19 protein-coding genes are annotated in these 20,889 nt (G+C 68.0%); 9 read left to right on the top strand and 10 right to left on the bottom strand.

Going from position 1 to position 20,889, the window contains the following annotated elements:
• Nucleotides 1-4 precede the first annotated feature (4 nt).
• Together AAC691_RS14560 and AAC691_RS14555 are read right to left on the bottom strand one after the other, a co-directional pair.
• Nucleotides 5-3,166: an efflux RND transporter permease subunit gene (locus tag AAC691_RS14560; RefSeq protein ID WP_342627430.1), complete on the bottom strand. Its 3,162-nt coding sequence runs from the start codon at nt 3,164-3,166 to the stop codon at nt 5-7.
• A gap of 18 nt (nt 3,167-3,184) precedes the next feature.
• Nucleotides 3,185-4,357, bottom strand: a complete 1,173-nt coding sequence (locus AAC691_RS14555) for an efflux RND transporter periplasmic adaptor subunit (protein WP_342627429.1) — start codon at nt 4,355-4,357, stop codon at nt 3,185-3,187.
• Nucleotides 4,358-4,549: 192 nt separating this feature from the next.
• Here AAC691_RS14555 and AAC691_RS14550 point away from each other — a divergent pair, with 192 nt between their 5' ends.
• Nucleotides 4,550-5,278 carry a TetR/AcrR family transcriptional regulator gene (locus tag AAC691_RS14550; RefSeq protein ID WP_176641539.1) on the top strand — a complete coding sequence of 243 codons (729 nt, stop codon included), beginning with the start codon at nt 4,550-4,552 and terminating at the stop codon, nt 5,276-5,278.
• A 121-nt stretch (nt 5,279-5,399) separates the two neighbouring features.
• Nucleotides 5,400-6,815 carry an MATE family efflux transporter gene (locus AAC691_RS14545; protein ID WP_342627428.1) on the top strand — a complete coding sequence of 472 codons (1,416 nt, stop codon included), beginning with the start codon at nt 5,400-5,402 and terminating at the stop codon, nt 6,813-6,815.
• A 78-nt stretch (nt 6,816-6,893) separates the two neighbouring features.
• Here AAC691_RS14545 and AAC691_RS14540 read toward each other — a convergent pair whose 3' ends face one another.
• The 7 genes from AAC691_RS14540 to AAC691_RS14510 all read right to left on the bottom strand — a co-directional run bounded on the left by AAC691_RS14540 (nt 6,894) and on the right by AAC691_RS14510 (nt 14,106).
• Nucleotides 6,894-7,841, bottom strand: a complete 948-nt coding sequence (locus AAC691_RS14540) for an FAD-binding protein (RefSeq protein WP_342627427.1) — start codon at nt 7,839-7,841, stop codon at nt 6,894-6,896.
• A 2-nt stretch (nt 7,842-7,843) separates the two neighbouring features.
• Nucleotides 7,844-8,593 carry an electron transfer flavoprotein subunit beta/FixA family protein gene (locus AAC691_RS14535; protein ID WP_342627426.1) on the bottom strand — a complete coding sequence of 250 codons (750 nt, stop codon included), beginning with the start codon at nt 8,591-8,593 and terminating at the stop codon, nt 7,844-7,846.
• Between the two features lie 83 nt (nt 8,594-8,676).
• Nucleotides 8,677-10,314, bottom strand: a complete 1,638-nt coding sequence (locus AAC691_RS14530; RefSeq protein WP_342627425.1) for an electron transfer flavoprotein-ubiquinone oxidoreductase — start codon at nt 10,312-10,314, stop codon at nt 8,677-8,679.
• A gap of 183 nt (nt 10,315-10,497) precedes the next feature.
• A complete protein-coding gene (locus AAC691_RS14525; RefSeq protein ID WP_342627424.1) occupies nt 10,498-11,190 on the bottom strand; it encodes a 2OG-Fe(II) oxygenase in 693 nt (230 codons plus the stop codon).
• Between the two features lie 3 nt (nt 11,191-11,193).
• Nucleotides 11,194-12,579, bottom strand: a complete 1,386-nt coding sequence (gene hemN / locus AAC691_RS14520; RefSeq protein WP_342627423.1) for an oxygen-independent coproporphyrinogen III oxidase — start codon at nt 12,577-12,579, stop codon at nt 11,194-11,196.
• A 4-nt stretch (nt 12,580-12,583) separates the two neighbouring features.
• The gene (locus AAC691_RS14515; RefSeq protein ID WP_342630231.1) at nt 12,584-13,381 is read right to left on the bottom strand and encodes an OmpW family outer membrane protein; all 798 of its coding nucleotides are present in this window, start codon (nt 13,379-13,381) and stop codon (nt 12,584-12,586) included.
• 266 nt (nt 13,382-13,647) lie between these two features.
• Nucleotides 13,648-14,106, bottom strand: coding sequence for a hypothetical protein (locus AAC691_RS14510; RefSeq protein WP_323989283.1), 459 nt, complete (start codon nt 14,104-14,106; stop codon nt 13,648-13,650).
• A gap of 187 nt (nt 14,107-14,293) precedes the next feature.
• Between AAC691_RS14510 and AAC691_RS14505 the strand changes: the two genes are divergently transcribed.
• On the top strand, nt 14,294-15,100 hold the full coding sequence (locus tag AAC691_RS14505; protein ID WP_342627422.1) for a Crp/Fnr family transcriptional regulator: 807 nt from the start codon (nt 14,294-14,296) through the stop codon (nt 15,098-15,100).
• Between the two features lie 7 nt (nt 15,101-15,107).
• Here AAC691_RS14505 and AAC691_RS14500 read toward each other — a convergent pair whose 3' ends face one another.
• A complete protein-coding gene (locus AAC691_RS14500) occupies nt 15,108-16,322 on the bottom strand; it encodes an AI-2E family transporter (RefSeq protein ID WP_342627421.1) in 1,215 nt (404 codons plus the stop codon).
• Nucleotides 16,323-16,622: 300 nt separating this feature from the next.
• On the opposite strand from AAC691_RS14500, the gene pqqA reads away from it, so the two are divergent.
• The 6 genes from pqqA (at nt 16,623) to AAC691_RS14470 (ending at nt 20,869) form a co-directional block, all read left to right on the top strand.
• Nucleotides 16,623-16,703, top strand: a complete 81-nt coding sequence (gene pqqA, locus AAC691_RS14495; protein WP_012224451.1) for a pyrroloquinoline quinone precursor peptide PqqA — start codon at nt 16,623-16,625, stop codon at nt 16,701-16,703.
• Nucleotides 16,704-16,759: 56 nt separating this feature from the next.
• Nucleotides 16,760-17,683 (top strand): pyrroloquinoline quinone biosynthesis protein PqqB, encoded by a 924-nt coding sequence (gene pqqB, locus AAC691_RS14490; RefSeq protein WP_342630230.1) that lies wholly within the window; start codon nt 16,760-16,762, stop codon nt 17,681-17,683.
• Complete coding sequence (pqqC, locus tag AAC691_RS14485; RefSeq protein WP_176640487.1) at nt 17,680-18,417, top strand: pyrroloquinoline-quinone synthase PqqC; 738 nt, start codon at nt 17,680-17,682, stop codon at nt 18,415-18,417. Before pqqB ends, pqqC begins: the two co-directional genes overlap by 4 nt.
• Nucleotides 18,414-18,707: a pyrroloquinoline quinone biosynthesis peptide chaperone PqqD gene (gene pqqD, locus AAC691_RS14480; RefSeq protein ID WP_176640486.1), complete on the top strand. Its 294-nt coding sequence runs from the start codon at nt 18,414-18,416 to the stop codon at nt 18,705-18,707. The genes pqqC and pqqD overlap by 4 nt, the downstream gene beginning before the upstream one ends.
• Nucleotides 18,704-19,798, top strand: a complete 1,095-nt coding sequence (pqqE, locus tag AAC691_RS14475; protein ID WP_342627420.1) for a pyrroloquinoline quinone biosynthesis protein PqqE — start codon at nt 18,704-18,706, stop codon at nt 19,796-19,798. Before pqqD ends, pqqE begins: the two co-directional genes overlap by 4 nt.
• Nucleotides 19,799-19,921: 123 nt before the next feature.
• The gene (locus AAC691_RS14470; protein WP_342627419.1) at nt 19,922-20,869 is read left to right on the top strand and encodes an IS1595 family transposase; all 948 of its coding nucleotides are present in this window, start codon (nt 19,922-19,924) and stop codon (nt 20,867-20,869) included.
• The last annotated feature ends 20 nt before the right edge of the window (nt 20,870-20,889 follow it).

Here is a 20,889-nt window from a genome sequence, read left to right as displayed (position 1 = left end):
CGACTCAGCTCTCCTGCCCGGATGCGCCGGCGGCATGGGACGGATTTTCATACGGATCGACGCGGTCCTTGATCCGCGTCACGCGGAACAGCCGCAGCACCAGGACGAAGAACAGCGGCACGAAATAGACCGCCAGCAGCGTGGCCGAGAACATGCCGCCCACCACCGCCGTGCCGATCGCCTTGCGCGCCGCCGACCCGGCCCCGGTAGCAATCGCCAGCGGAAAGACGCCCAGCATGAAGGCGATCGACGTCATCAGGATCGGCCGCAGACGCTCGCGCCCCGCTTCCAGCACCGCATGTTCCAGCGTCTGGCCGTCCTCGAACTTCGCCTTGGCGAATTCGACGATCAGAATGGCGTTCTTGACCGCCAGCCCGACCGTCGTCAGCAGCCCGACCTGGAAATAGACGTCGTTGTCCATGCCCCGCCACAGGGTGGCGACGATCGCGCCCAGCACGCCCAGCGGCAGCACCAGCAGCACCGCCAGCGGGATGAACCAGCTTTCATACAGCGCGGCCAGGCAGAACAGGATCACCACCGCCGCCAGGGCATAGAGCGGCGCGGTCGACGACCCGGAGGCCTGCTGCTCGTACGACAGGCCCGTCCAGTTGAAGCCGATCCCGTCGGGCAGCTTGGCCAGGATCTTCTGGATCTCGGCGATGGCCTCGCCGCTACTGTGGCCCGGCGCCGGCTGCCCCAGGATTTCGAAGGCGTTATAACTGTTATAGCCCTCGACCTTCTGCGGGCCGTTGGTCCAGTTGCCCGTCGCGATCGCGTTGAAGGGCACCAGCGTGCCGGCGCTGTTGCGGATATACCATTTGGCCAGGTCGCTCGGCAGCATGCGGCCCGAGGGCTCGCCCTGGATATAGACCTGCTTGACGCGATCATTGCGCAGGAACTGGTTCACGTAGATCGAGCCGAACGCACCCTGGATCGTCGTATTGATATCGGCGATCGAGACCCCCAGCGCGTTGGCCTTCTCGCGGTCGATGTCCAGATGATATTGCGGCGCATCTTCCATGCCGTTCGGGCGCACCGCGAACAGCACCGGATCGCGCGCCGCCATGCCCAGCACCATGTTGCGCGCCGCCAGCAGCGCCTGGTGGCCGACATGGCCGCGATCCTCCAGCTCCAGGTCGAAGCCGGTCGCGTTGCCCAGTTCCAGCACCGCCGGCGGATTGACGGCGAAGATCTGCGCCTCGGGGTCGCCCCAGAAATGCATCATGATCCGCTGCGCGATCGCCGCCGAGGATTGCGACGGATCGGGCCGCTGGCTCCAATCCTTCAGCCGGATGAAGAACGAACCGGCATTCTGCCCCTGGCCGGCGAAATTGAAGCCCGCGGGCGCGATGACCGAGATCACGTTCTTGCCCTCGGTCTTCAGGACATAGTCCGTCACCCGCTTGTTCACCGCCTCGGTCTGCGCCAGCGTCGAGCCCGGCGGCAGGGTCACCTGGCCGAAGATCAGGGCCTGGTCCTCGTCCGGCAGGAAGCCCGTGGGAATCCGGCCGAACAGATAGGCGACGCCCGAGGTGATGATGACGAAGGCCAGCAGCGACGGCACCATGTGCCGGACCATCCAATGCACGCCGCCCTGGTATTTCGTCGTCATCCGCGCGAAGTTGCGGTTGAACAGGCCGGGCAGGCCCTTGTCCTTGATGTGGACGCCAGGCTTCAGCAGGGTGGCGCACAGCGCCGGCGTCATGATCAGCGCCACCAGCACCGACAGCCACATCGCGCAGACGATGGTGATCGAGAACTGGCGATAGATCACGCCAGTCGACCCGCCGAACGCCGCCATCGGCAGGAACACCGCCGACAGCACCAGCACGATGCCGATCAGCGCGCCCGAGATCTCGTCCATCGATTCCCGTGCCGCCTGGCGCGGCGACAGGTTGCGCTCGGTCATCACGCGCTCGACATTTTCCACCACGACGATCGCGTCGTCGACCAGCAGGCCGACCGCCAGCACCATAGCCAGCATGGTCAGCGTATTGATGGCGAAGCCCAGCGCCGCCAGCAGGCCGAACGTCCCCAGCAGCACCACCGGCACCGCGATCGTCGGGATCAGGGTCGCGCGGAAATTCTGCAGGAAGACCAGCATCACGAAGAACACCAGCACGATCGCGGCCCCCAGGGTCACGATCACTTCGTGGATCGACATCGTGATGAACGGCTCGGTATCCAGCGGATAGACGATCTGCAGCCCGTGCGGGAAGAATTTGGCCAACTGCGCCAGCTCTTCCTTGACCGCGGCCTCGGTCTTGAGCTGGTTCGCCCCCGGCGCCAGCTTCAGCGCCATCGCCGCCGCCGGATGGTTGTTCCAAGTCGCGATGAAGTTGTAGCTCTGCATGTTCAGCTCGACCCGCGCCACGTCGCGGATCCGCACCTGCGAGCCGTCCGGCTGCACCTTCAGCAGGATGTTGCGGAATTCCTCGGTCGTGGTCAGGCGCGCCGGACCCAGGATCGTCGCGTCCAGCCGCGCTTCCTTCGTCGCCGGCAGGCCGCCCAGCTCGCCGGACGACACCTGGATGTTCTGGGCCTGCAGGGCCGCCTGCACATCGCCGATCGTCAGGCTGTAGCTATACAGCTTGGCCGGGTCCAGCCAGATGCGCATCGCATATTCCGACCCGAACAGCGTATGGTCGCCCACGCCCGACACACGCGACAGCGGGTCGGACATGTTCGACGCCATGTAATCGCCCAGGTCCGCGCCGCTCATGCTGTTGTCGGTCGAGACGATGCCGACCACCATCATGAAGTTCTTCACGGCCTTGGTCACCGACAGGCCCTGGCTGACCACCTCGGTCGGCAGGCGCGGCTGGGCAAGCTGCAGCTTGTTCTGCACCTGCACCTGCGCGATGTCCGGATTGGTCCCCTGCTGGAACGTCAGGTCGATTTCCATCTGGCCGTTCGCATAGGACGAGGACTGGATATATTCCAGATGGTCCAGCCCGTACATCTGCTGCAGGATCGGATGCACCACCGTGTTGTTGACCGTCTCGGCCGACGCACCGGGATCGGTCACGGTCACGGCGATCATCGGCGGAGCGATGCTCGGATACTGCGCGATCGGCAGGTTCAGGATCGACAGACCGCCGATCAGCATGATGATCAGCCCGATCACCCACGCGAAGACGGGCCGGTCAATAAAGAAACGCGACATGTTCGCCTATCCTGCCCTTCAGCCCGCCCGACCCTGGTCCGCCTGACCCGGGTCCGCGGCGGCCTCGACCGGCTTCACCACGGCGCCGGGGCGCACTTTCTGCAGCCCGGTCACGATCACCCGGTCGCCGTCGTTCAGGCCCTGATTGACGATCCAGTTGCTGCCCACCGCGCGGTCGGCTTTGACCTGCCGGACCACCACCTTGTTGTCCGCGCCCACCAGCATGACGCTGGCCTGGCCGTGCACGTCGCGGACCAGCGCCTGCTGCGGCACCAGGATGGCGTGCGGGTCCGTCCCTTCCAGGATCTCGGCATGCACGAACATGCCCGGCAGCAGCAGATGGTCGGGATTGGCGAAAATGGCGCGCACGACGACGGTCGCCGTCGATTCATCGACATTGACCTCGGCGAATTCCAGCTTGCCGGCAACGGGATAGGGGCTGCCATCCTCCAGCGTCAGCCCGACCGTCGCGGCATTGGCGTCGGCACGCTGCAACTGCCCGGCAGCCAGTTCCTGCTGCAGGCGGATCAGCGCCGACGAAGGCAGGTTCACATCGACATAGATCGGGTCCAGCCGCGTGATGGTGGCGATGTTCTGCGTCTGGTTGGCCGTCACCAGCGCGCCCACCGTGCTGATCGACCGGCCGATCCGGCCCGCGATCGGCGCGTAGACACGCGTATAGGACAGGTTGGTCGCGGCGCCTTCCAGGTTGGCCTTGGCCTGCGCCACGTCGGCCTCGGCCTCGCGCTCCGCGGCCAGGGCATCGTCGTAATCCTGCTGGCTGACCGCATGCGCGGCCGCCAGCGGCCCATAGCGCCGCATCTTGGCCTGCGCGGTCAGCAGCGCGGCCTGCGCATGCAGCACGGCGGCCTTGTCGGCGTCATAGGCCGCCTGGTACATGGCCGGGTCGATCTGATAGAGCTGCTGCCCGACCGTCACGTCCGCGCCCTGCGTGAACAGGCGCTTCTGCAGTACGCCGCTGACCTGCGGACGCACCTGAGCGATCTCATAGGCCTCGGTGCGGCCGGGCAGTTCGGTGTGAATCGGAGCCGGATGCGACGTCACGGTGACGAAGGTGACCATCTGCGGCGGCGGCGCAGGCGGGGTCGCCGACTTGCGGTCGCAGCCGGCCAGCGCCAGAGCGGCGCAGGCGGCAAGAAGGGTGGCGCGGTGGGGGCGAGGGGACGTCATTGCGTGTTTTCAACCCAGGAGGACGTGATCGCCGGGACTGGACAGGAGGGAATCGCATGGCGATATGCATCGCGAAACCGACCCATGCACGACCGGCATAAGGAAACTGTTAGGTTTTCTTGATCGGAAACTATTTCGTTTCTAAATTCGGGTCAATAGCCCGCCACACCGTTCCGTGAAGGAGACCCGCGAATGCCCGCAACCGGGGCCACGATTTCGGACCTTGCGCTCTCTTCCCGCTCCGGGGAGCGAACAAGGCCCGGCGCCGAAAGGCGATGCCCCGGCCGCCCTCCGGTACTCGAGGGCGGCGAACGGCGCGAGCTGATCATCCAGGCGGCGTGCGAGGTGCTGCGCAACAACGGCTATCACGGCGCCTCGATGGACAAGCTGGCCCATCTGTCGGGCATGTCCAAGAAGACGATCTACCAGATGTTCGCCTCCAAGCTGGACCTGTTCCAGACCCTGATCCGCGAGCGCCTGTTCGACATGAAATACCGCGCCTGGTGCCCCTGCCCCAACGTGGGGCCCGAGGAGGAGCTGGTGCAGATCCTGCTGTCGATCGCGGGCAGCATCCTGCAGCCCGACCGGATGAGCCTGACGCGCGCCATCGTCGGCGAGATCCGCGACGCCGGCGAGATCCGCAAGATCATGGAGGGCATCGAGATCAGCGGAAACAGCAACCAGGTCGAGGCCTGGCTGCACCGCCAGCGGGACGCCGGCACCTATGCGATCGACGACGTCGAGGACCTGGGGCGCGGCCTGTTCAACATGACCGTCGGCAAGATGGTCCTGGCCGAACTGTTCTATTGCAACAAGCCGCTCACCCGGCTGGAACTCGAAGCGAATATCCGCCGCTGGGTCCGCATCTTCCTGCGCGGCCTGCCCCCGCCGCCTCGCTGCCGCCATTCTCCGGCGGCCTGACGGCCTGAACGCCACGGGCGGGCTTCCGCCCGCCGGGAAAGAGGCTATCATCCCGGCAATGACCGCAGGACCTCCCTCCAGGACCGCCGGCCGGACCGCCCGTTTCTGCACCGGCTCCATCATGCGCCACGTCGTCGTCATGGCCGGGACGGGGGCGATCGGGCTGATGGCGGTCTTCGCGGTCGACCTGCTCAACCTGTTCTACATCTCGCGGCTGCGCGATCCGGCCCTGACGGCGGCGGTCGGCTTCACCGGCGCGGTGGGCTATGTGCAGATCGCGGTGTCGATCGGCATGTCGATCGGGCTGGGCGCCGTCACCGCGCGGCAGATCGGCGCCGGCCGCCATGCGCGCGCGCGCCGCATCGCCTCGTCCTTCCTGTTGGTGATGGTGGCGGCCACGGCGGCGCTGGGCCTCGCCACCGCGCTGTGGGCGGCCCCGATCCTGCATCTGTTCGGCGCCACCGGCCGCGCCGCCGAGCAGGCGGAGCACTATATCCGCATCGTCTCGCCGGCCCTGTCGCTGATCGCGGTCGGCATGGGCTGTTCAAGCCTGCTGCGCGCGGTGGGCGATGCCAGGCGGTCGATGAACGTCACGCTGATCGGCGCCGTCGCCGCGGCCGCGCTGGACCCGCTGCTGATCTTCGCGCTGCATCTGGGGCTGGAGGGCGCGGCGATCAGCACCATCCTGTCGCGTACCGTCGTGGCCGGCCTGGGGTTCCTGGCGGCCCGGCGCCACGGCCTGCTGGCACTGCCATGCGCGCGCTATATCCTGCATGACGCGCGGCTGGTCGGCGGGGTGGCCATGCCGGCGATCCTGACCAACCTGGCCACGCCGATCGGCGGGCTGTTCGTCACCCATGCCATGGCCACGTTCGGCCTGGCCGCTGTAGCGGGCCAGGCGACGATCGACCGGATCGTCCCCGTCACCTTCGCCTTCGTCTTCGCGCTGACCGGGTCGGTCGGGCCGATCATGTCGCAGAATCTCGGGGCGGGGCACCTGGCCCGGGTGCATGAAACCCTGGTCACGTCGCTGAAACTGGTGGCGGCCTGCGTGGCCGTCACCTGGCTGATCCTGCTGCCGGCGCAGAACCTGGTGGTCGCGGCCTTCGCGGCCCACGGCACCCAGGCGGCGCTGATCCGCCTGTTCTGCACCTGGACGGTCGGCGGCTACCTGTTCATCGGCATGCTCTTCGTGGCCAATACCGCGTTCAACAACCTGGGCTTTCCGCTCTATTCCACGCTGTTCAACTGGGGCCGGGCCACGCTGGGCACCGTGCCCTTCGTCTGGGTGGGCATGCGCTTCGGCCCCAGCGGGGTCCAGGTCGGCCAGGTGCTGGGCTGCGTGCTGGTCGGAAGCTGGGCGATGCTGACCGCCTTCGGGGTGATCGGGCGGCTCAAGCCCGGACCCGTCGCCCCCGGCCTGGCGGCCGAACTGCCCGCCCGCACCGCCAAGAGCGCTCTGGCCGAACTGGACGAACTGGACGAGGAACAGCAGATCGCCGACGACCTCTCGGCCGACCGCCCGGCGCGCGCCTGAAATCGCATTTCCGGGGGGCCACGACGCCTTGCAGGGCCGGCCAGCCGGCCGGCCCTTCTTTTCACAGCCTGTCCCGCTTCAGCCTGCCTTATCCAGCTCGGCCTCGAACTGCGGCAGCACCTCGAACAGATCGCCGACCAGCCCGTAATCCGCGACCTGGAAGATCGGGGCCTCGGGGTCCTTGTTGATCGCCACGATCACCTTGCTGTCCTTCATGCCGGCCAGATGCTGGATCGCGCCCGAGATGCCCACGGCGACATACAGCTCCGGCGCCACGATCTTGCCGGTCTGCCCGACCTGGTAGTCGTTGGGCACGAACCCCGCATCCACCGCCGCGCGCGACGCGCCGATCGCCGCCCCCAGCCGGTCGGCCAGCGGGTTCAGAAGCTTGAAATTTTCTTCGTTCTGCAGCCCGCGTCCGCCGGACACCACCACCCGCGCCGAATCCAGCTCGGGCCGCTCCGATTTCGACAGCGCGATCGACACGAATTCCGACACCGCCTTCTCCTCGGGCGCGGCCACGTCCTCGACCGGGGCGCTGCCGCCCTCGGCCGGGGCGGGGTCGAAGGCCGCGGCGCGCACCGTCAGCACTTTCTGCGCATCCGACGACCGCACCGTCGCCAGCGCGCTGCCGGCATAGATCGGCCGCACGAAGGTCTCGGCATCGACGATCGACACCACCTCGGGGATCGGCTGCACGTCCAGCAGCGCCGCAGCGCGCGGCAGCACGTTCTTGCCCGACGCCCCGGCGGCCGCGACGATGTGGCTGTAGCCGCCCGCGAGCCGCACGATCAGCGCCGCCAGCGGCTCGGCCAGTTCATGCGCGCAGGCCGCGTCCCCGGCCCGCAGCACCTTGGCCACCCCCGGGATGGCGGCGGCCGAGGCCGCGACCGCCGCGTCGCCCGCCACCAGCACATGCACCTCACCCAGACCCAGGGCGCCCAGCTTCAGCCCGGCGGTCACCGCCGAACGCGACGCCTGCCTGATCGCGCCGGACTCATGATCGAGGAAAACGAGTACGGCCATGATCAGATCACCTTCGCTTCGTTACGCAGACGCGCCACCAGCTCGGCGGCGGACGCGACCTTGATGCCTTCCTTGCGCGGCGGCGGCTCGGCCACCGACAGCGTGGCCAGGCGCGGCGTCACATCCACCCCCAGATCGCCCGGCACCAGGGTTTCCAGCGGCTTCTTGCGCGCCTTCATGATGTTGGGCAGCGAGGCATAGCGCGGCTCGTTCAGCCGCAGGTCGGCGGTCACGATCGCCGGCAGCGCCAGCGACAGCGTCTCCAGCCCGCCATCGATCTCGCGGGTGACGGCGGCGCGACCGTCGGCGATCTCGATCCTGCTGGCGAACGTGCCCTGCGGCCAGCCCAGCAATCCGGCCAGCATCTGGCCGGTCGCGTTCATGTCGTCGTCGATCGCCTGCTTGCCCAGGATCACCAGCTCCGGGCTCTCCTTCGCCACCAGCGCCTTCAGCAGCTTGGCGACACCCAGCGGCTCCACCGCGACGTCGGTCAGCACCAGGATGGCGCGGTCCGCGCCCATCGCCAGCGCGGTGCGCAGCGTATCCTGCGCCTGCTGCACCCCGATCGACACCGCCACGATCTCGGTCGCGACGCCCTTTTCCTTCAGGCGCACCGCTTCCTCGACCGCGATCTCGTCGAACGGGTTCATCGACATCTTCACACCGGCGGTCTCGACCCCGCTGCCATCCGCCTTTACCCGCGGCTTGATGTTGAAATCGATGACTCTTTTTACCGGGACAAGAACCTTCATGGATTTCTTCGCCTGTTATCTTTCGACAAAATCCGGCGTGGGACGGCCGTTCAGCACGCCCCATAGCGTATTTTGTCCGAAATTCACATCCCGCCCGGGTAATTCGGCCCGCCGCTGCCTTCGGGCGCCACCCAGTCGATGTTCTGCGTCGGGTCCTTGATGTCGCAGCTCTTGCAGTGCACGCAGTTCTGCGCGTTGATCTGCAGGCGCGGATCGGTCTCGGCGTCCACGACCTCATAGACCCCGGCCGGGCAATAGCGGCTTTCGGGCGCGCGGAACACGTCCCAGTTCACCGTCTTCCAGATCGCCTGGTTGCGCAGCTTCAGGTGGACCGGCTGGTCCTCCTCATGATTGGTCGCGGACAGGAAGACCGACGACAGCCTGTCGAACGTGATCCTGCCGTCCGGCCTGGGATAGGCGATCGGCGCCGACTGGCCGGCCGACAGCAGGTCCTCATTGTCCCCGTGGCGGTGATGCAGCGTCCAGGGCGCGCGGCCACGCAGCAGCATCGCGTCGATACCCGCGTACAGCGCCCCCCCCTTCGTGCCGAACCGCGCGAAGGCCGGCCGGATATTGCGCACCCCGCGCAGTTCCTCCCACAGCCAGGACGAACGCACCCGCGCGGTATAGGACGTAGGCTCGGCCCGGCCGCCCGCCATCGCCTCGGCCACCGCCTCGGCCGCCAGCATGCCGGACTTCATGGCGGTATGGGTGCCCTTGATCTTCGGCACGTTCAGGAATCCCGCCGTGTCGCCGATCAGCGCCCCGCCCGGGAAGCTCAGCCGCGGGATGGACTGGATGCCGCCTTCCGACAGCGCGCGCGCGCCGTAGGCGACGCGCCGCCCGCCCTCGAAATAGGGGCGGAAGGACGGATGCAGCTTCAGCCGCTGCATCTCGTCGAACGGCGACAGCCAGGTATTGGCGTAGTCCAGCCCGACCACGAACCCGTACGACACCAGGTTCTCGCCGAAATGATACATCCACGCGCCGCCATAGGTCCGGTCGTCCAGCGGCCAGCCGAAACTGTGCAGCACCAGCCCGGGGCGATGCTGCTCCTTGGGGATCTCCCACAATTCCTTGATGCCCAGGCCGTAGGTCTGCGGGTCCACGCCCTTGCGCAGATTGTATTTGGCCATCAATTGCTTGGTCAGCGACCCGCGGCACCCTTCGGCGAACAGGGTGTAGCGCGCGCGCAGCTCCATCCCCGGCGCGTAATTCGCCCCCCTGGTGCCGTCGCGGGCGATGCCCATGTCGCCGGTGGCCACACCGACCACCCGCCCGTCCTCGATCAGCACCTCCGACCCGGCGAAGCCCGGATAGATCTCTACCCCCAGCGCCTCGGCCTGCGCCGCCAGCCAGCGGCAGACGTCGCCCAGGCTGACGATGTAGTTGCCGTGGTTGCGCATGTGCGGCATCACCCGCTCCAGCTTCGGCACCGCATAGCCCCGGCTCCGGGTCAGGAAGAGCATCTTCTCCTCGGACACCGCGGTGTGCAGCGGCGCCCCCTTCTCGCGCCAGTCGGGCAGCAATTCGTCCAGCGCCCGCGGCTCGATCACCGCGCCCGACAGGATATGGGCGCCGATCTCGCTGCCTTTCTCGATCAGGCAGACCGTGGCCTCGGGCACCAACTGCCGCAGGCGGATCGCCGCTGCCAGGCCCGACGGACCGCCGCCGACCACGACAACATCGAATTCCATCGTCTCGCGCGCCTGTTCGGTCATGCCTCTCTCGTCTCGTTCTGCTGCGCGGCGGACGCCCCCAGGAGGTCATCGAAGGGGGCGCCCGGCGTCGGTAAGAAAACTCCAGGTGGCTTTCCTAGAACCGAAAGGGGCCGGAACGCAAAACAAGAGCTTGGGGTCGCCCATGCCGGGGGCTTCCCAGGGCAGCGTGTTGGACGCAGGGCGTCAGGCGGCAGGGCCGAAGGCCAGTTCCTCGACCGCCCGCCAGTCCGCGCCGACGAAATTCACGATCAGCGACCGCCGCACCCCGTGGATCGGCCGGCGGACGAAGCCGTGCCAGGTCTGGGGCCCCGGCACGAACAGGAGGCCGGAATTGAACGCCCCGCTCGCCCGGGCCACCGCCCGGCCATCCGCGGTCATCAGGTCGGTGCCCCAGCCGCCGGCCCCGGGACCCATCGACAGCGACACCAGCAGGGTCAGCCGCTTGGCGCCGATATCGGTATGCGGCGCCAGCCAGAACCCGTCCGTATCCAGGCACAGTTCCAGCCGCAGCGCCGTCCCCGCCAGCCGCGCCCCGCACAGCGCCTGCAACGCGGCGCGGGTCGGCGGCGCGTCGAACAATGCGGCCAGCGCCGCCAGCCCCGCATCCCGGCGCCGCCGCGCGGGCGTCACGAATACCCGCCTGCCGTTGCGCGCCGCCCGCCGCCCGTCATTCTCCCCGCCCGCCGCCGCCGGGCCCGGATCCCATGCCAGCAGGGCGGCACGGGGTTCGGGCGGCAGCGTGTCGTCCAGAATCCAATGGGGGAATGGCCAGGACCCGGCCCGCGCCGCCGCCAGCGACCGGTCCAGATGTCCCTGGTCCGGATGCCGCTCGCCCCGATGCCCCTGGCCCCGATGCCCATCCGGATTCCGGCTCATGGATCACAGCGCCGCGGCATGCCGCCCGGTTCCGGGGCGATGATAGGCGTCGAACAACGCGGCGATATGGCGCAGGAACGGCCGCCCGGCCTCGGTCACGCGGATCATCGAACCGTCCAGCGTCACGAACCCGTCCGCCGCCGCCTGGCGCAGGGCGGGCCCGGCCTGCGCGAACCACCCGGCCGCCTGGACCGACGCCGCCTGGCCGGATCGCCCCGCCAGGGCCAGCGGATCGACGCGCAGGTCGCACATCAGCCGCTCGATCACCTCGCCGCGCAGCCGGTCCTCCGCGCTGCGGCACAGGCCCCGCGCCACCGGCAGGCCGTCGGGCCGCGCGGCCATCCGCCGGATATAGGACGCGGTCGAGACGTCGTTCTGCGTCATGCCCTGGGGAAAGGCCGAAATCGCCGAGGCGCCCACCCCCACCAGCACCGGCGCCGGATCGACGGTATAGCCCTGGAAATTCCGGCGCATCGTCCCGGCCTCGGCGGCGCGGGCCAGCATGTCGTCCGGCCGGGCATAATGGTCCAGCCCCACCCCGCGATAGCCCGCCGCGCGCAGCACCGCGTCGATCCGCTCGCGCTGCGCCAGCCGCTCGGCCGGCCCCGGCAAGGCATGTTCGGGCAGCAGTTCCTGGCGCTTCTGCTTCCATGGCACGTGGGCATAGCCGAACACCGCCAGCCGGTCGGGCCGCAGCGCACCGGCCACGGTCGCCGCCGTCTCGCCCACGCTGCCGACCGTCTGGTAGGGCAGGCCATAGATCAGGTCGATATTGACCGAGCGGATGCCCGCCCGGCGGATCTGCGCCACGCACTCTTCGGTGCGCGCGCGGCTCTGTATCCGGCCGCAGGCCATCTGCACCACGGGATCGAAATCCTGCACGCCCAGGCTGACCCGGTTGAACCCCTGCGCGCGCAGCACGTCCGGATAATCGTCGGGCAGGGCGCGCGGATCGAGTTCGATGGCGATTTCCGAATCCGCCCGCACGGCGAACAGGCCGCGGATCGTCTCCATCACCATCCGCATGGACTCGGCCGGCAGAGCGCTCGGCGTGCCGCCGCCCCATTGCACGTGCCGCACCGGATGGCCCGGCCCCAGCAGGGCCGCGACCCGGCGCAACTCGTCGGCCAGCAGCGCGGCATAGGCCGCCCGCCCCGCCGCATCGCGCATCACCGACGTGGTGCAGCCGCAGAACAGGCACAGCGAATCACAGAACGGCACATGCAGGTACAGCGAAACCGGCATTCCCGCCGGCACCGCGCGCAGCCAGTCCTCGGCCTGGGCCGCGCCCACCGACGCGTCGAACTGCGCCGCGGTGGGATAGCTGGTATAGCGCGGCAGGCTTCCACCGTAGCGCAGCAGGATGTCCGCGGAAAGCGCCGTTCCCATCGGGTCAGAACCGATATTCGATGCCCGCGCCGACCACCGTCGGGTCCAGCGAATCATGCGCCTTGATGAACGGGCCGTTCGCCCCGCCGCGATCATTCGCCCAGGCATGCATGTTCATGAAGATCTGCTTGACATCGAAATTGAAAAACCAGTTCCCGACCAACTGGTAATCGAAACCGGCATTGATCGACGGCCCGCCCGTCACCCCGACGTTCAGCTTCTGCACCAGCCCGCCGGCCGGCGAGACGTTATGGAACCAGGCCAGCGTGCCGCCCACGCCCAGATAAGGGTTGAACCGCTTGTGCGGACGGAAATGCCACGCCAGGGTCAGGGTCGGCGGCAGCACCCAGGCACTGCCGACATCGACATGCGCCACCCCCAGCACGCCGTCGGCCGCCACTTCGTGCCGGCTGCTGGCGGCGATCAGGTCCACCGACAGATTGTCGGTGAAGAAATATTCGAACGTCAGTTCCGGCGTCGCCTGGCGCGTGGTCGAAATCCGCCCGGCCACCGCCGCGCCGTTGATCCATAATTTGCTGTCGCGGTCCTCGGGCATCACGCCGATCGCCGACAGGCGAATCAGGAAATCCCCTTTCCCCAGGCCGATCTTGGTGTCGGCACAGGTCTCGAACACGCCGCAGTGCCCATGCGCGGGCGGCGGCGTCAGGCCCGGCGCCACCACCGGCGCGTTGACATAGGCCGAGGACGCCGCGGTCGCCCCGCCCTGGGCATGCCCGGCGGCCGGCGCCAGCGCGGCAGCACCGGCCATCAGCGAAAAGCCAAGAGTACGGGCCAAACTCATCATATGCGCCTTTCCGATCACCATCGTTCTCAGCCGCAAAGATCACGCGTTCGTTCCCGTCGCCTTGACATATGTCAAGTCTTCAAAAACCAGATTCTGAAAGGAAAAGTCGAAAGTCTCCCTTCTTTTTCTGGAGAAAAAGAAGCAAAAAGACTTTTATTCGTTAAAGGTCTTTGGATACGGCCGGCAAATCGTCCCCGAACGTCCGGAAGTTTTTTGGTTCTTTTTTTCAAAAAAGAACGCAACGGCGACATCCCGGGCCGCCATCATCCGCCCAGCGCGCAGCTCAGCATCTCGCCCGCCTCCGCATGTCCGCGGGCGGCCAGCGCCGCCCGCAGCCGGGCCGCGCGGCGCGGCAGCAGCACCCTGACCGCGCCGCACCCGGCCCGGCGCGCCACGGCGTCCAGCACCGGCAGGAAGGCCTCCAGCACCGCGCTTTCGTCGCCGAAGGTCAGGGCGACGAAATGTTCGGCCGTCAGCACCCGCCCCAGGCGCATATCAGGGTCGCAGTGAAAGGATATCACGCCGCAGGGCCGCCCCGCCGCGCCATGCCGCGCCACCAGCATGCCCTGCCGCCCGTACCGCCCCGCGCGGAGGGCCCGCCGGGCCGCGCGCATCCACAAACCCCGCTCCAGCGCCGGAAAGATCATACGGACCAGCGGATAGACCAGGGCCGCGTCATCCGGCCGCAGCGGGCCGGCGGCGATGGCGGGATGCGTCGTCATGACGATATCGGCACAGTCCTTCTTTTTCGCCTTTCGCACGTAACGCTCGCGAGCGTTGCACGCAGAGGCATTGATTCAGGTCAATTCCGCCCGCATTCTGTGCTAGCGTTCATTTCCTGGCCGCCGGGCTTCGGCGGCATGAGCGGCCGCCACGCCCGGGGGCCCAAACCGGGAGGACCCGGCCGACATGCCCGACCCGACCCCTTGCCAGCGCGAGGCTCCGCCCCGCCGCGCCGTGCTGTCCGGCCTGCACCGCCAGCCGGGCTATTGCCTGACCTGCGGGGTACGGGCGCACAGCGTCTGCAGCGCCATCGACGATCAGGACATCGCCCGCCTGGCGGAAATGGCGGTCGAGACGACGGTGCTGCCCGGGCGCACCTTCATCGAGGAAGGCGCGCCCGCCACCGACTTCTTCAACGTCACCGCAGGCAACGTCAAACTGTTCAAGGCGCTGCCGGACGGGCGGCGGCAGATCACCGGCTTCGCCGGCACCGGCCATTTCCTGGGGCTGGCGGTCTCCGACCGGTATGCCTTCGGGGCCGAGGCGATGGACACGGTCCGGCTCTGCCGGTTCTCGCGCGTCCGCATGCGCCAGATGATGGACGATTTCCCCCGCCTCGAACGCCGCCTGCTCGCCGAGGCGTCGAACGAACTGGTGGCGGCGCAGAGCCAGATGCTGCTGCTGGGCCGCAAGACCGCGCGCGAGCGGGTGGCCAGCTTTCTGCTGGACCGCGTGGGCGACGCGCCATGCCCCGGCCAGGACAGAAGCAGGGGCCAGGGTCAGGGCCAGAGCCAGGGTCTGAATCAGGGTCAGGACGTGCCGCTGCCGATGACCCGCGCGGATATCGCCGATTATCTGGGCCTGACGATCGAAACCGTCAGCCGGACGCTGAGCTGGATGCGCACCGAACGGATGATCGCCATCGGCAAGGGCCATGCGGTGCGCGTCACCGCGATGGACCGGCTGGAAATCCTGGCCGGCGGCGAAGCCTGACCCGCCGCTATTCGTCCAGTTGCCCGGGCCGGGGCAATATGGCCGAGCGCACGGTGCGCGCCCGGTTGGGGCCGCCGACCACGTGGCCGATGGGCGTCAGGACGTCGACATGGTCGCAGATGATCTTGAACACCGCCAGCAGCGGCACCGACAGGAACGCCCCCCAAACGCCCCACAGCCAGTCCCAGAACATCAGCGAGCCCATGACCAGCACCGGATTGAGGGTGAAGCGCCGCGCCAGCACCATCGGCGTGATCGTCTCGCCCTCCAGCAGGTGGATGCCCAGATAGACCAGCGGCGGCAGCAGCGCCTGCAGCAGGGATGGCAGCACGATCACGCTGACGACGAAATAGACCAGGATGCCGGTCAGCGGTCCGATGATGGGAATATAGTTCAGCAGGAACGCCACCACCCCCCACAGCAGCGGGTTGGGCAGGCCGAACACCCAGCATTGCAGCATGTTCGCCAGCCCGACCAGCAGGTTGATGGCGGTGATCGTGGTCAGATAGAGCGAGATGTTGCGTTCGACCTGCGATGCGATCTGCACCGCGCGGCGCTTGTCGGCAAAGGTCGGCATGATCTCGACGACCCGCCGCAGCAGGCTGTCCCCCTGCGCCAGCAGGAAGAACAGCATCAGCATCATCGTGAAGGCCTGCCCGACGAAGGCCCGCGTGCCCAGCAGCACGCTGGACCCCAGCGAACTCAGCCCCCCGCCCGGCGACGCGGACGCCACCACCACGACCGGCGCGCCGGCGGCACGATGCTCGCCGCTGACCACGGTCAGGAAATTCTCGATCCGTTCGTTGGCGGCCTGGATCATCTGGATCGGGCCGTGCATCAGCGCCAGCCGCGTCTGGACCGCGGTCATGGTCTGCGGCGCCCGCGCGATCCAGCCGGCGGCCGGCACCGAAATCGCCGTGCCGATCGCCCCCACCACCCCGAACAGGCACAGGATCAGCAGCAGCGCCGCCAGCGTCTTGGGCAGGCGCAGCCGCATATGCAGCACGCGCATGGGCGCCGACAGCAGCAGATTGACCACCAGCGCCAGCACGATCGGCAGGATGATCGCGGCCGCGAAATACAGCGTATAGAACACCGCCAGGACCGCCAGGATCAGCAGGCAGACGGTCTGGGGCTGGAAACGGCTGCGGCGGATGATCTCGGCCGCCCGTTCCCGCCGCGCGGCCGCTTCGACATCGTCCAGTTCCGACACAGGCGGCATGGCCCACTCTCGCCCAAGGCAGCGCGGCCACCGGACCGGCCCGTCACCCGGGGGTAATCCGCCGCTTGCCGGCGCGCAAGGCACAAAAGACGGCGCACGCCGCCCCGCGAATGCCCCGCGCGAACGAACGCGATCACAAAAACGTGAGACACCTGTCTCCCCTCGCACGCCCCTTTGCCGCGATCGGGGGTTGAAAGGACAGGTCAAGCGGTCGCACATTGGCCCGAGCGCGGCCAGCCGGAGAACGGGCAGCACCCGTTTTTCGCCGGCCGCCCGTTTTCGCAACCGATGGAGACCGTCATGGCCTGGACTGCCCCGAAGATCACCGAAGTTCCGCTGGGCGCGGAAATCAACAGCTACGTCTGCGGCCAGAAGAAATAAGCCGCATGACGCCGCCCGCCTCGCGCGGGCGGCGTTTTTCCCCTAAACCTCCGGCCATGATCGACATCATCGTTCTCGGCGCGGCGGCGGGCGGCGGCTTTCCGCAATGGAATTCCAACGCCCCTTCATGCCGACGGGCCCGCGCCGGCGATCCGGCGGCCCTGCCCCGGACCCAGGCCTCGATCGCCGTCAGCGGCGACGGCACGCACTGGTTCATCGTCAACGCCTCGCCCGACCTGCGCCAGCAGATCGGCCGGACCGAGGCGCTGCATCCAAACCACGGGCTGCGCTCCACCCCCATCGCCGGGGTGGTCCTGACGGGCGGCGAGGTCGACACGATCACCGGGCTGCTGACCCTGCGCGAACGCCAGCCCTTCACCCTGCTGGCCACCGCCCCGGTGCTGGCGCTGCTCGACGCCAACCCGATCTTCGAGGCCCTGGACCGGACCATCATCCCCCGCCGCGCGCTGGCGCTGGACGCGCCCACGGCGCTGGCCCTGCCGGACGGCGCGGCCGCCGGCCTGACGGTCACGGCCTTCGCCGTGCCCGGCAAGGTCCCGCTCTATGCCGAATCCGGCCCCGACCCCGCCGCGATCGTCGAGAACGGCGAGACGATCGGCCTGGCGATTTCGGACGGCACGCGCCAGGCCCTGTTCATCCCCGGCTGCGCCCGGATGACCGACAGCCTGCGCGCACGCCTGCGCGGCGCCGACCTGGTCTTCTTCGACGGCACGCTCTGGACCGACGATGAAATGCTGCGCGCCGGCGTGGGCCAGAAGACCGGGCGGCGCATGGGCCATATGTCGGTCAGCGGCCCGGACGGCACGATCGCCGCCTTCGCCGCGCTGGGCGTCCGGCGCAAGATCCTGATTCACATCAACAATACCAACCCCATCCTGCTCGACGACAGCGCCGAGCACCAGGCCGCCCGCGATGCGGGGTGGGACATCGCCTTCGACGGCATGAGGATCCAGGCATGAGCACGCCGCCCCTTTCCCCCGACGGGCTCGAGGCCGCGCTGCGCGCCATCGGCGCCGAACGCTATCACAACCTGCATCCGTTCCATCGCGCGCTGCATGACGGCCGGCTGACCCGGGGGCAGGTGCAGGCCTGGGCGCTGAACCGCTATTACTACCAGTGCCGGATCCCGGCCAAGGACGCGACCCTGCTGGCCCGCCTGCCGACGGCGGAGCTGCGCCGCGAATGGCGCCGCCGCCTGGTCGATCACGACGGCGACGCGCCCGATACGGGCGGGGTCGCGCGCTGGCTGAAACTGACCGACGGGCTGGGGCTGGACCGCGCCTATGTCGAATCCCTGCACGGCTTGCTGCCGGCCACCCGCTTCGCCGTCGACGCCTATGTCCATTTCGTGCGCGATCGCTCGATCCTGGAAGCCATCGCCTCGTCCCTGACCGAACTTTTCTCACCGACCATCATCGGCGAACGCGTCTCGGGCATGCTGCGCCATTACGATTTCGTCACCCCCGACACCCTTGCCTATTTCCAGCCGCGCCTGACCCAGGCCCCGCGCGATTCCGATTTCGCCCTGGCCTATGTGCGCGACCATGCGCGCACCGCCGAACAGCAGCAGGCGGTGATGGACGCGCTGCGTTTCAAATGCGACGTGCTGTGGTCGATGCTGGACGCGCTGGACTATGCCTATGTCGCGCCCGGCCGCATCCCGCCCGGCGCCTTCCGTCCCGACCCCGCATGACCGGCGACCCGCGTCCCGCGCCGTCCGAGGCCGATATCGTCCGCTTCCTGCGCGGCACGCGGCTGCAGCACGACCGGGTGCGCGACCAGTGGGTGATCCAGGCGCCCGAACGCGCCTTCATCGCCGATCCGGTCGCGGCCGAAATCCTGCGCCTGGTGGACGGGCAACGCCCGGTCGGCGCCATCATCGACCTGCTGGCCGCCCGCTTCGACGCGCCCCGCCCGGTCATTGCCCGGGACGTGCTGGCCATGATCGCCGACCTCGCGGCCCGCCAGGTCCTGACGGCATGACGACCGCCCCGCCGCCGATGAGCCTGCTGGCCGAGCTGACGCATCGCTGTCCGCTGCAATGCCCGTACTGCTCCAACCCCCTGGCGCTGGACGGGCGCGAGCGGGAACTGACCACCGCCGAATGGACCGGCATCCTCGACCAGGCGGCCGAACTGGGCGTGCTGCAGGTGCATTTCTCGGGCGGCGAGCCGATGGCCCGGCCCGACCTGCCCGATCTGGTACGCCACGCGGCGGGGCGGGGGCTGTACACCAACCTGATCACCTCGGGCGTGCTGCTGACCGAAACCAGCTTCCGCGCCCTGGCCGATGCGGGGCTGGACCATGTCCAGCTCTCTTTCCAGGACGTCGATGCCGCCTCCGCCGAACGGATCGGCGGCATGGCCGGCGCGCAGGAGCGCAAGCTGGCGGCCGCCCGCATCGTCGTGGCCGACGGCATGCCGCTGACGCTGAATTTCGTCGTCCATCGCGCCAATATCGCGCGCATCCCGCACATGCTGGACCTGGCGCTGTCACTGGGCGCGCGGCGGGTGGAAATCGCCCACACGCAATATTACGGCTGGGGCCTGGCCAACCGCGCCGCCCTGCTGCCCAGCCGCGCCCAGCTCGAGGACGCGACCCGCGCCGTCGCGGACGCGCGCGCCCGGCTGGGGACGGCGCTCGCCATCGATTACGTCACCCCCGATTATTACGCCGACCAGCCCAAGCCCTGCATGGGCGGCTGGGGACGCCGCTTCGTGAATATCTCGCCCGCCGGCCATGTTTTGCCCTGCCACGCGGCCGAAACCGTGCCCGGCGTGCCCATGCCCGACATCCGTACCGCCGGCCTGGCCGAGATCTGGGAAAACGCCCCGCTCTTCCGGCTGTTCCGCGGCACGGAGTGGATGCCCGAACCCTGCCGCGGCTGCGACCTGCGCGAACAGGATTGGGGCGGCTGCCGCTGCCAGGCGCTTGCCCTGCTGGGCGATGCCGGCGCCACCGACCCGGTCTGCACCCGATCGCCCCACCATGGCCGCATCGCCGCGATCCTGGACGGCCTGCCGGACGATCCGCCCGGCTATATTTATCGCCGGTACGGAAATTCACCGCAATGAGCGAGTGCCTTTGCGTTCTTTTTTGAAAAAAAGAACCAAAAAACTTCCTGATTACGCACTATTTTCAGCCAGGGATTTATGGTACAAAGCGAGAACATTTGTTGTTTTCGAGAGGCTTGATCGATGGCTCGCAACAAGGTCCAGTTTCAGAAAGGGCTAAGCGAAGCCCAATTTGACGAACTTTACGGAAGCGAAGAGAAGTGCCGAGCGGTGATCTTTGGCTGGCGTTGGCCATCTGGTTTTGAATGCCCGGCCTGCGGCGGGCGTGAGCACAGCGTCATTCAGAGCCGTGGGCAGTATCAATGCAGCGCCTGTCGGAAGCAGACGTCGCTGATCGCCGGAACGATCTTCGCGGCAACCAAGGTGCCGTTACGGACCTGGTTTCGTGCCCTGTACCATCTGACCCAGAGCAAAGGCGGCATCTCCAGCATCGAACTGGGGCGCAGGCTCGGCGTGACGCAGACCACGGCCTGGAAGATCAAGCATAAACTCGCGCAGGTAATGATGGAGCGCGAGGCCGGCAAGCGACTGAAGGGACGGATCGAACTGGACGACGCCTATCTCGGCGGAGAACGCGGCGGCGGCAAGCGCGGGCGAGGATCAGCGGGCAAGACGCCGATCGTGGCCGCTGTTGAAACCACACCGCAAGGCAAGCCAATCCGCCTGAAACTCCGCCGGGTGGCCGGGTTCAGTAGGGCCGAGATCGCAAAGATGGCAAAAAACAGCTTCGACCCCGCCAGCAGCGTGGTCAGTGACGGTCTACGCTGTTTCGCCGCCGTCACCGAAGCAGGGTGCGTCCATCATCCCATCCTGACCGGTTCGGGACCAAAGGCAGGCCGCAACCCTGCTTTCAAATGGGTCAATACCGCTCTCGCCAACATCAAGAATGCCATGACCGGTACTTACCGTGCTATCCGTGACAAGCATGCGCCGCGCTATCTCGCCGAGTTCGTTTATCGCTTCAATCGCCGCTTCGACCTCGCCTCCATGATCCCTCGCCTCGGATACGCCGCCGTCAGAACCCCGCCCATGCCCTATCGCCTGCTCAAATTGGCTGAAATTAGTGCGTAATCAGGAAAAACTTTTGTACG

It is taken from the genome of Nguyenibacter vanlangensis, assembly GCF_038719015.1.
Classification (GTDB): domain Bacteria; phylum Pseudomonadota; class Alphaproteobacteria; order Acetobacterales; family Acetobacteraceae; genus Gluconacetobacter; species Gluconacetobacter vanlangensis.
Note: the sequence above shows the minus strand (reverse complement) of the source record. Positions and strands in the feature narration are given on the sequence as shown.

What these genes read in the sequence shown, in the direction of transcription:
- AAC691_RS14560 (WP_342627430.1), bottom strand. Translation starts at nt 3,166, where the DNA reads ATGTCGCGTTTCTTTATTGACCGGCCCGTCTTCGCGTGGGTGATCGGG.
- AAC691_RS14555 (WP_342627429.1), bottom strand. Translation starts at nt 4,357, where the DNA reads ATGACGTCCCCTCGCCCCCACCGCGCCACCCTTCTTGCCGCCTGCGCC.
- AAC691_RS14550 (WP_176641539.1), top strand. Translation starts at nt 4,550, where the DNA reads ATGCCCGCAACCGGGGCCACGATTTCGGACCTTGCGCTCTCTTCCCGC.
- AAC691_RS14545 (WP_342627428.1), top strand. Translation starts at nt 5,400, where the DNA reads ATGCGCCACGTCGTCGTCATGGCCGGGACGGGGGCGATCGGGCTGATG.
- AAC691_RS14540 (WP_342627427.1), bottom strand. Translation starts at nt 7,841, where the DNA reads ATGGCCGTACTCGTTTTCCTCGATCATGAGTCCGGCGCGATCAGGCAG.
- AAC691_RS14535 (WP_342627426.1), bottom strand. Translation starts at nt 8,593, where the DNA reads ATGAAGGTTCTTGTCCCGGTAAAAAGAGTCATCGATTTCAACATCAAG.
- AAC691_RS14530 (WP_342627425.1), bottom strand. Translation starts at nt 10,314, where the DNA reads ATGACCGAACAGGCGCGCGAGACGATGGAATTCGATGTTGTCGTGGTC.
- AAC691_RS14525 (WP_342627424.1), bottom strand. Translation starts at nt 11,190, where the DNA reads ATGAGCCGGAATCCGGATGGGCATCGGGGCCAGGGGCATCGGGGCGAG.
- hemN (WP_342627423.1), bottom strand. Translation starts at nt 12,579, where the DNA reads ATGGGAACGGCGCTTTCCGCGGACATCCTGCTGCGCTACGGTGGAAGC.
- AAC691_RS14515 (WP_342630231.1), bottom strand. Translation starts at nt 13,381, where the DNA reads ATGAGTTTGGCCCGTACTCTTGGCTTTTCGCTGATGGCCGGTGCTGCC.
- AAC691_RS14510 (WP_323989283.1), bottom strand. Translation starts at nt 14,106, where the DNA reads ATGACGACGCATCCCGCCATCGCCGCCGGCCCGCTGCGGCCGGATGAC.
- AAC691_RS14505 (WP_342627422.1), top strand. Translation starts at nt 14,294, where the DNA reads ATGCCCGACCCGACCCCTTGCCAGCGCGAGGCTCCGCCCCGCCGCGCC.
- AAC691_RS14500 (WP_342627421.1), bottom strand. Translation starts at nt 16,322, where the DNA reads ATGCCGCCTGTGTCGGAACTGGACGATGTCGAAGCGGCCGCGCGGCGG.
- pqqA (WP_012224451.1), top strand. Translation starts at nt 16,623, where the DNA reads ATGGCCTGGACTGCCCCGAAGATCACCGAAGTTCCGCTGGGCGCGGAA.
- pqqB (WP_342630230.1), top strand. Translation starts at nt 16,760, where the DNA reads ATGATCGACATCATCGTTCTCGGCGCGGCGGCGGGCGGCGGCTTTCCG.
- pqqC (WP_176640487.1), top strand. Translation starts at nt 17,680, where the DNA reads ATGAGCACGCCGCCCCTTTCCCCCGACGGGCTCGAGGCCGCGCTGCGC.
- pqqD (WP_176640486.1), top strand. Translation starts at nt 18,414, where the DNA reads ATGACCGGCGACCCGCGTCCCGCGCCGTCCGAGGCCGATATCGTCCGC.
- pqqE (WP_342627420.1), top strand. Translation starts at nt 18,704, where the DNA reads ATGACGACCGCCCCGCCGCCGATGAGCCTGCTGGCCGAGCTGACGCAT.
- AAC691_RS14470 (WP_342627419.1), top strand. Translation starts at nt 19,922, where the DNA reads ATGGCTCGCAACAAGGTCCAGTTTCAGAAAGGGCTAAGCGAAGCCCAA.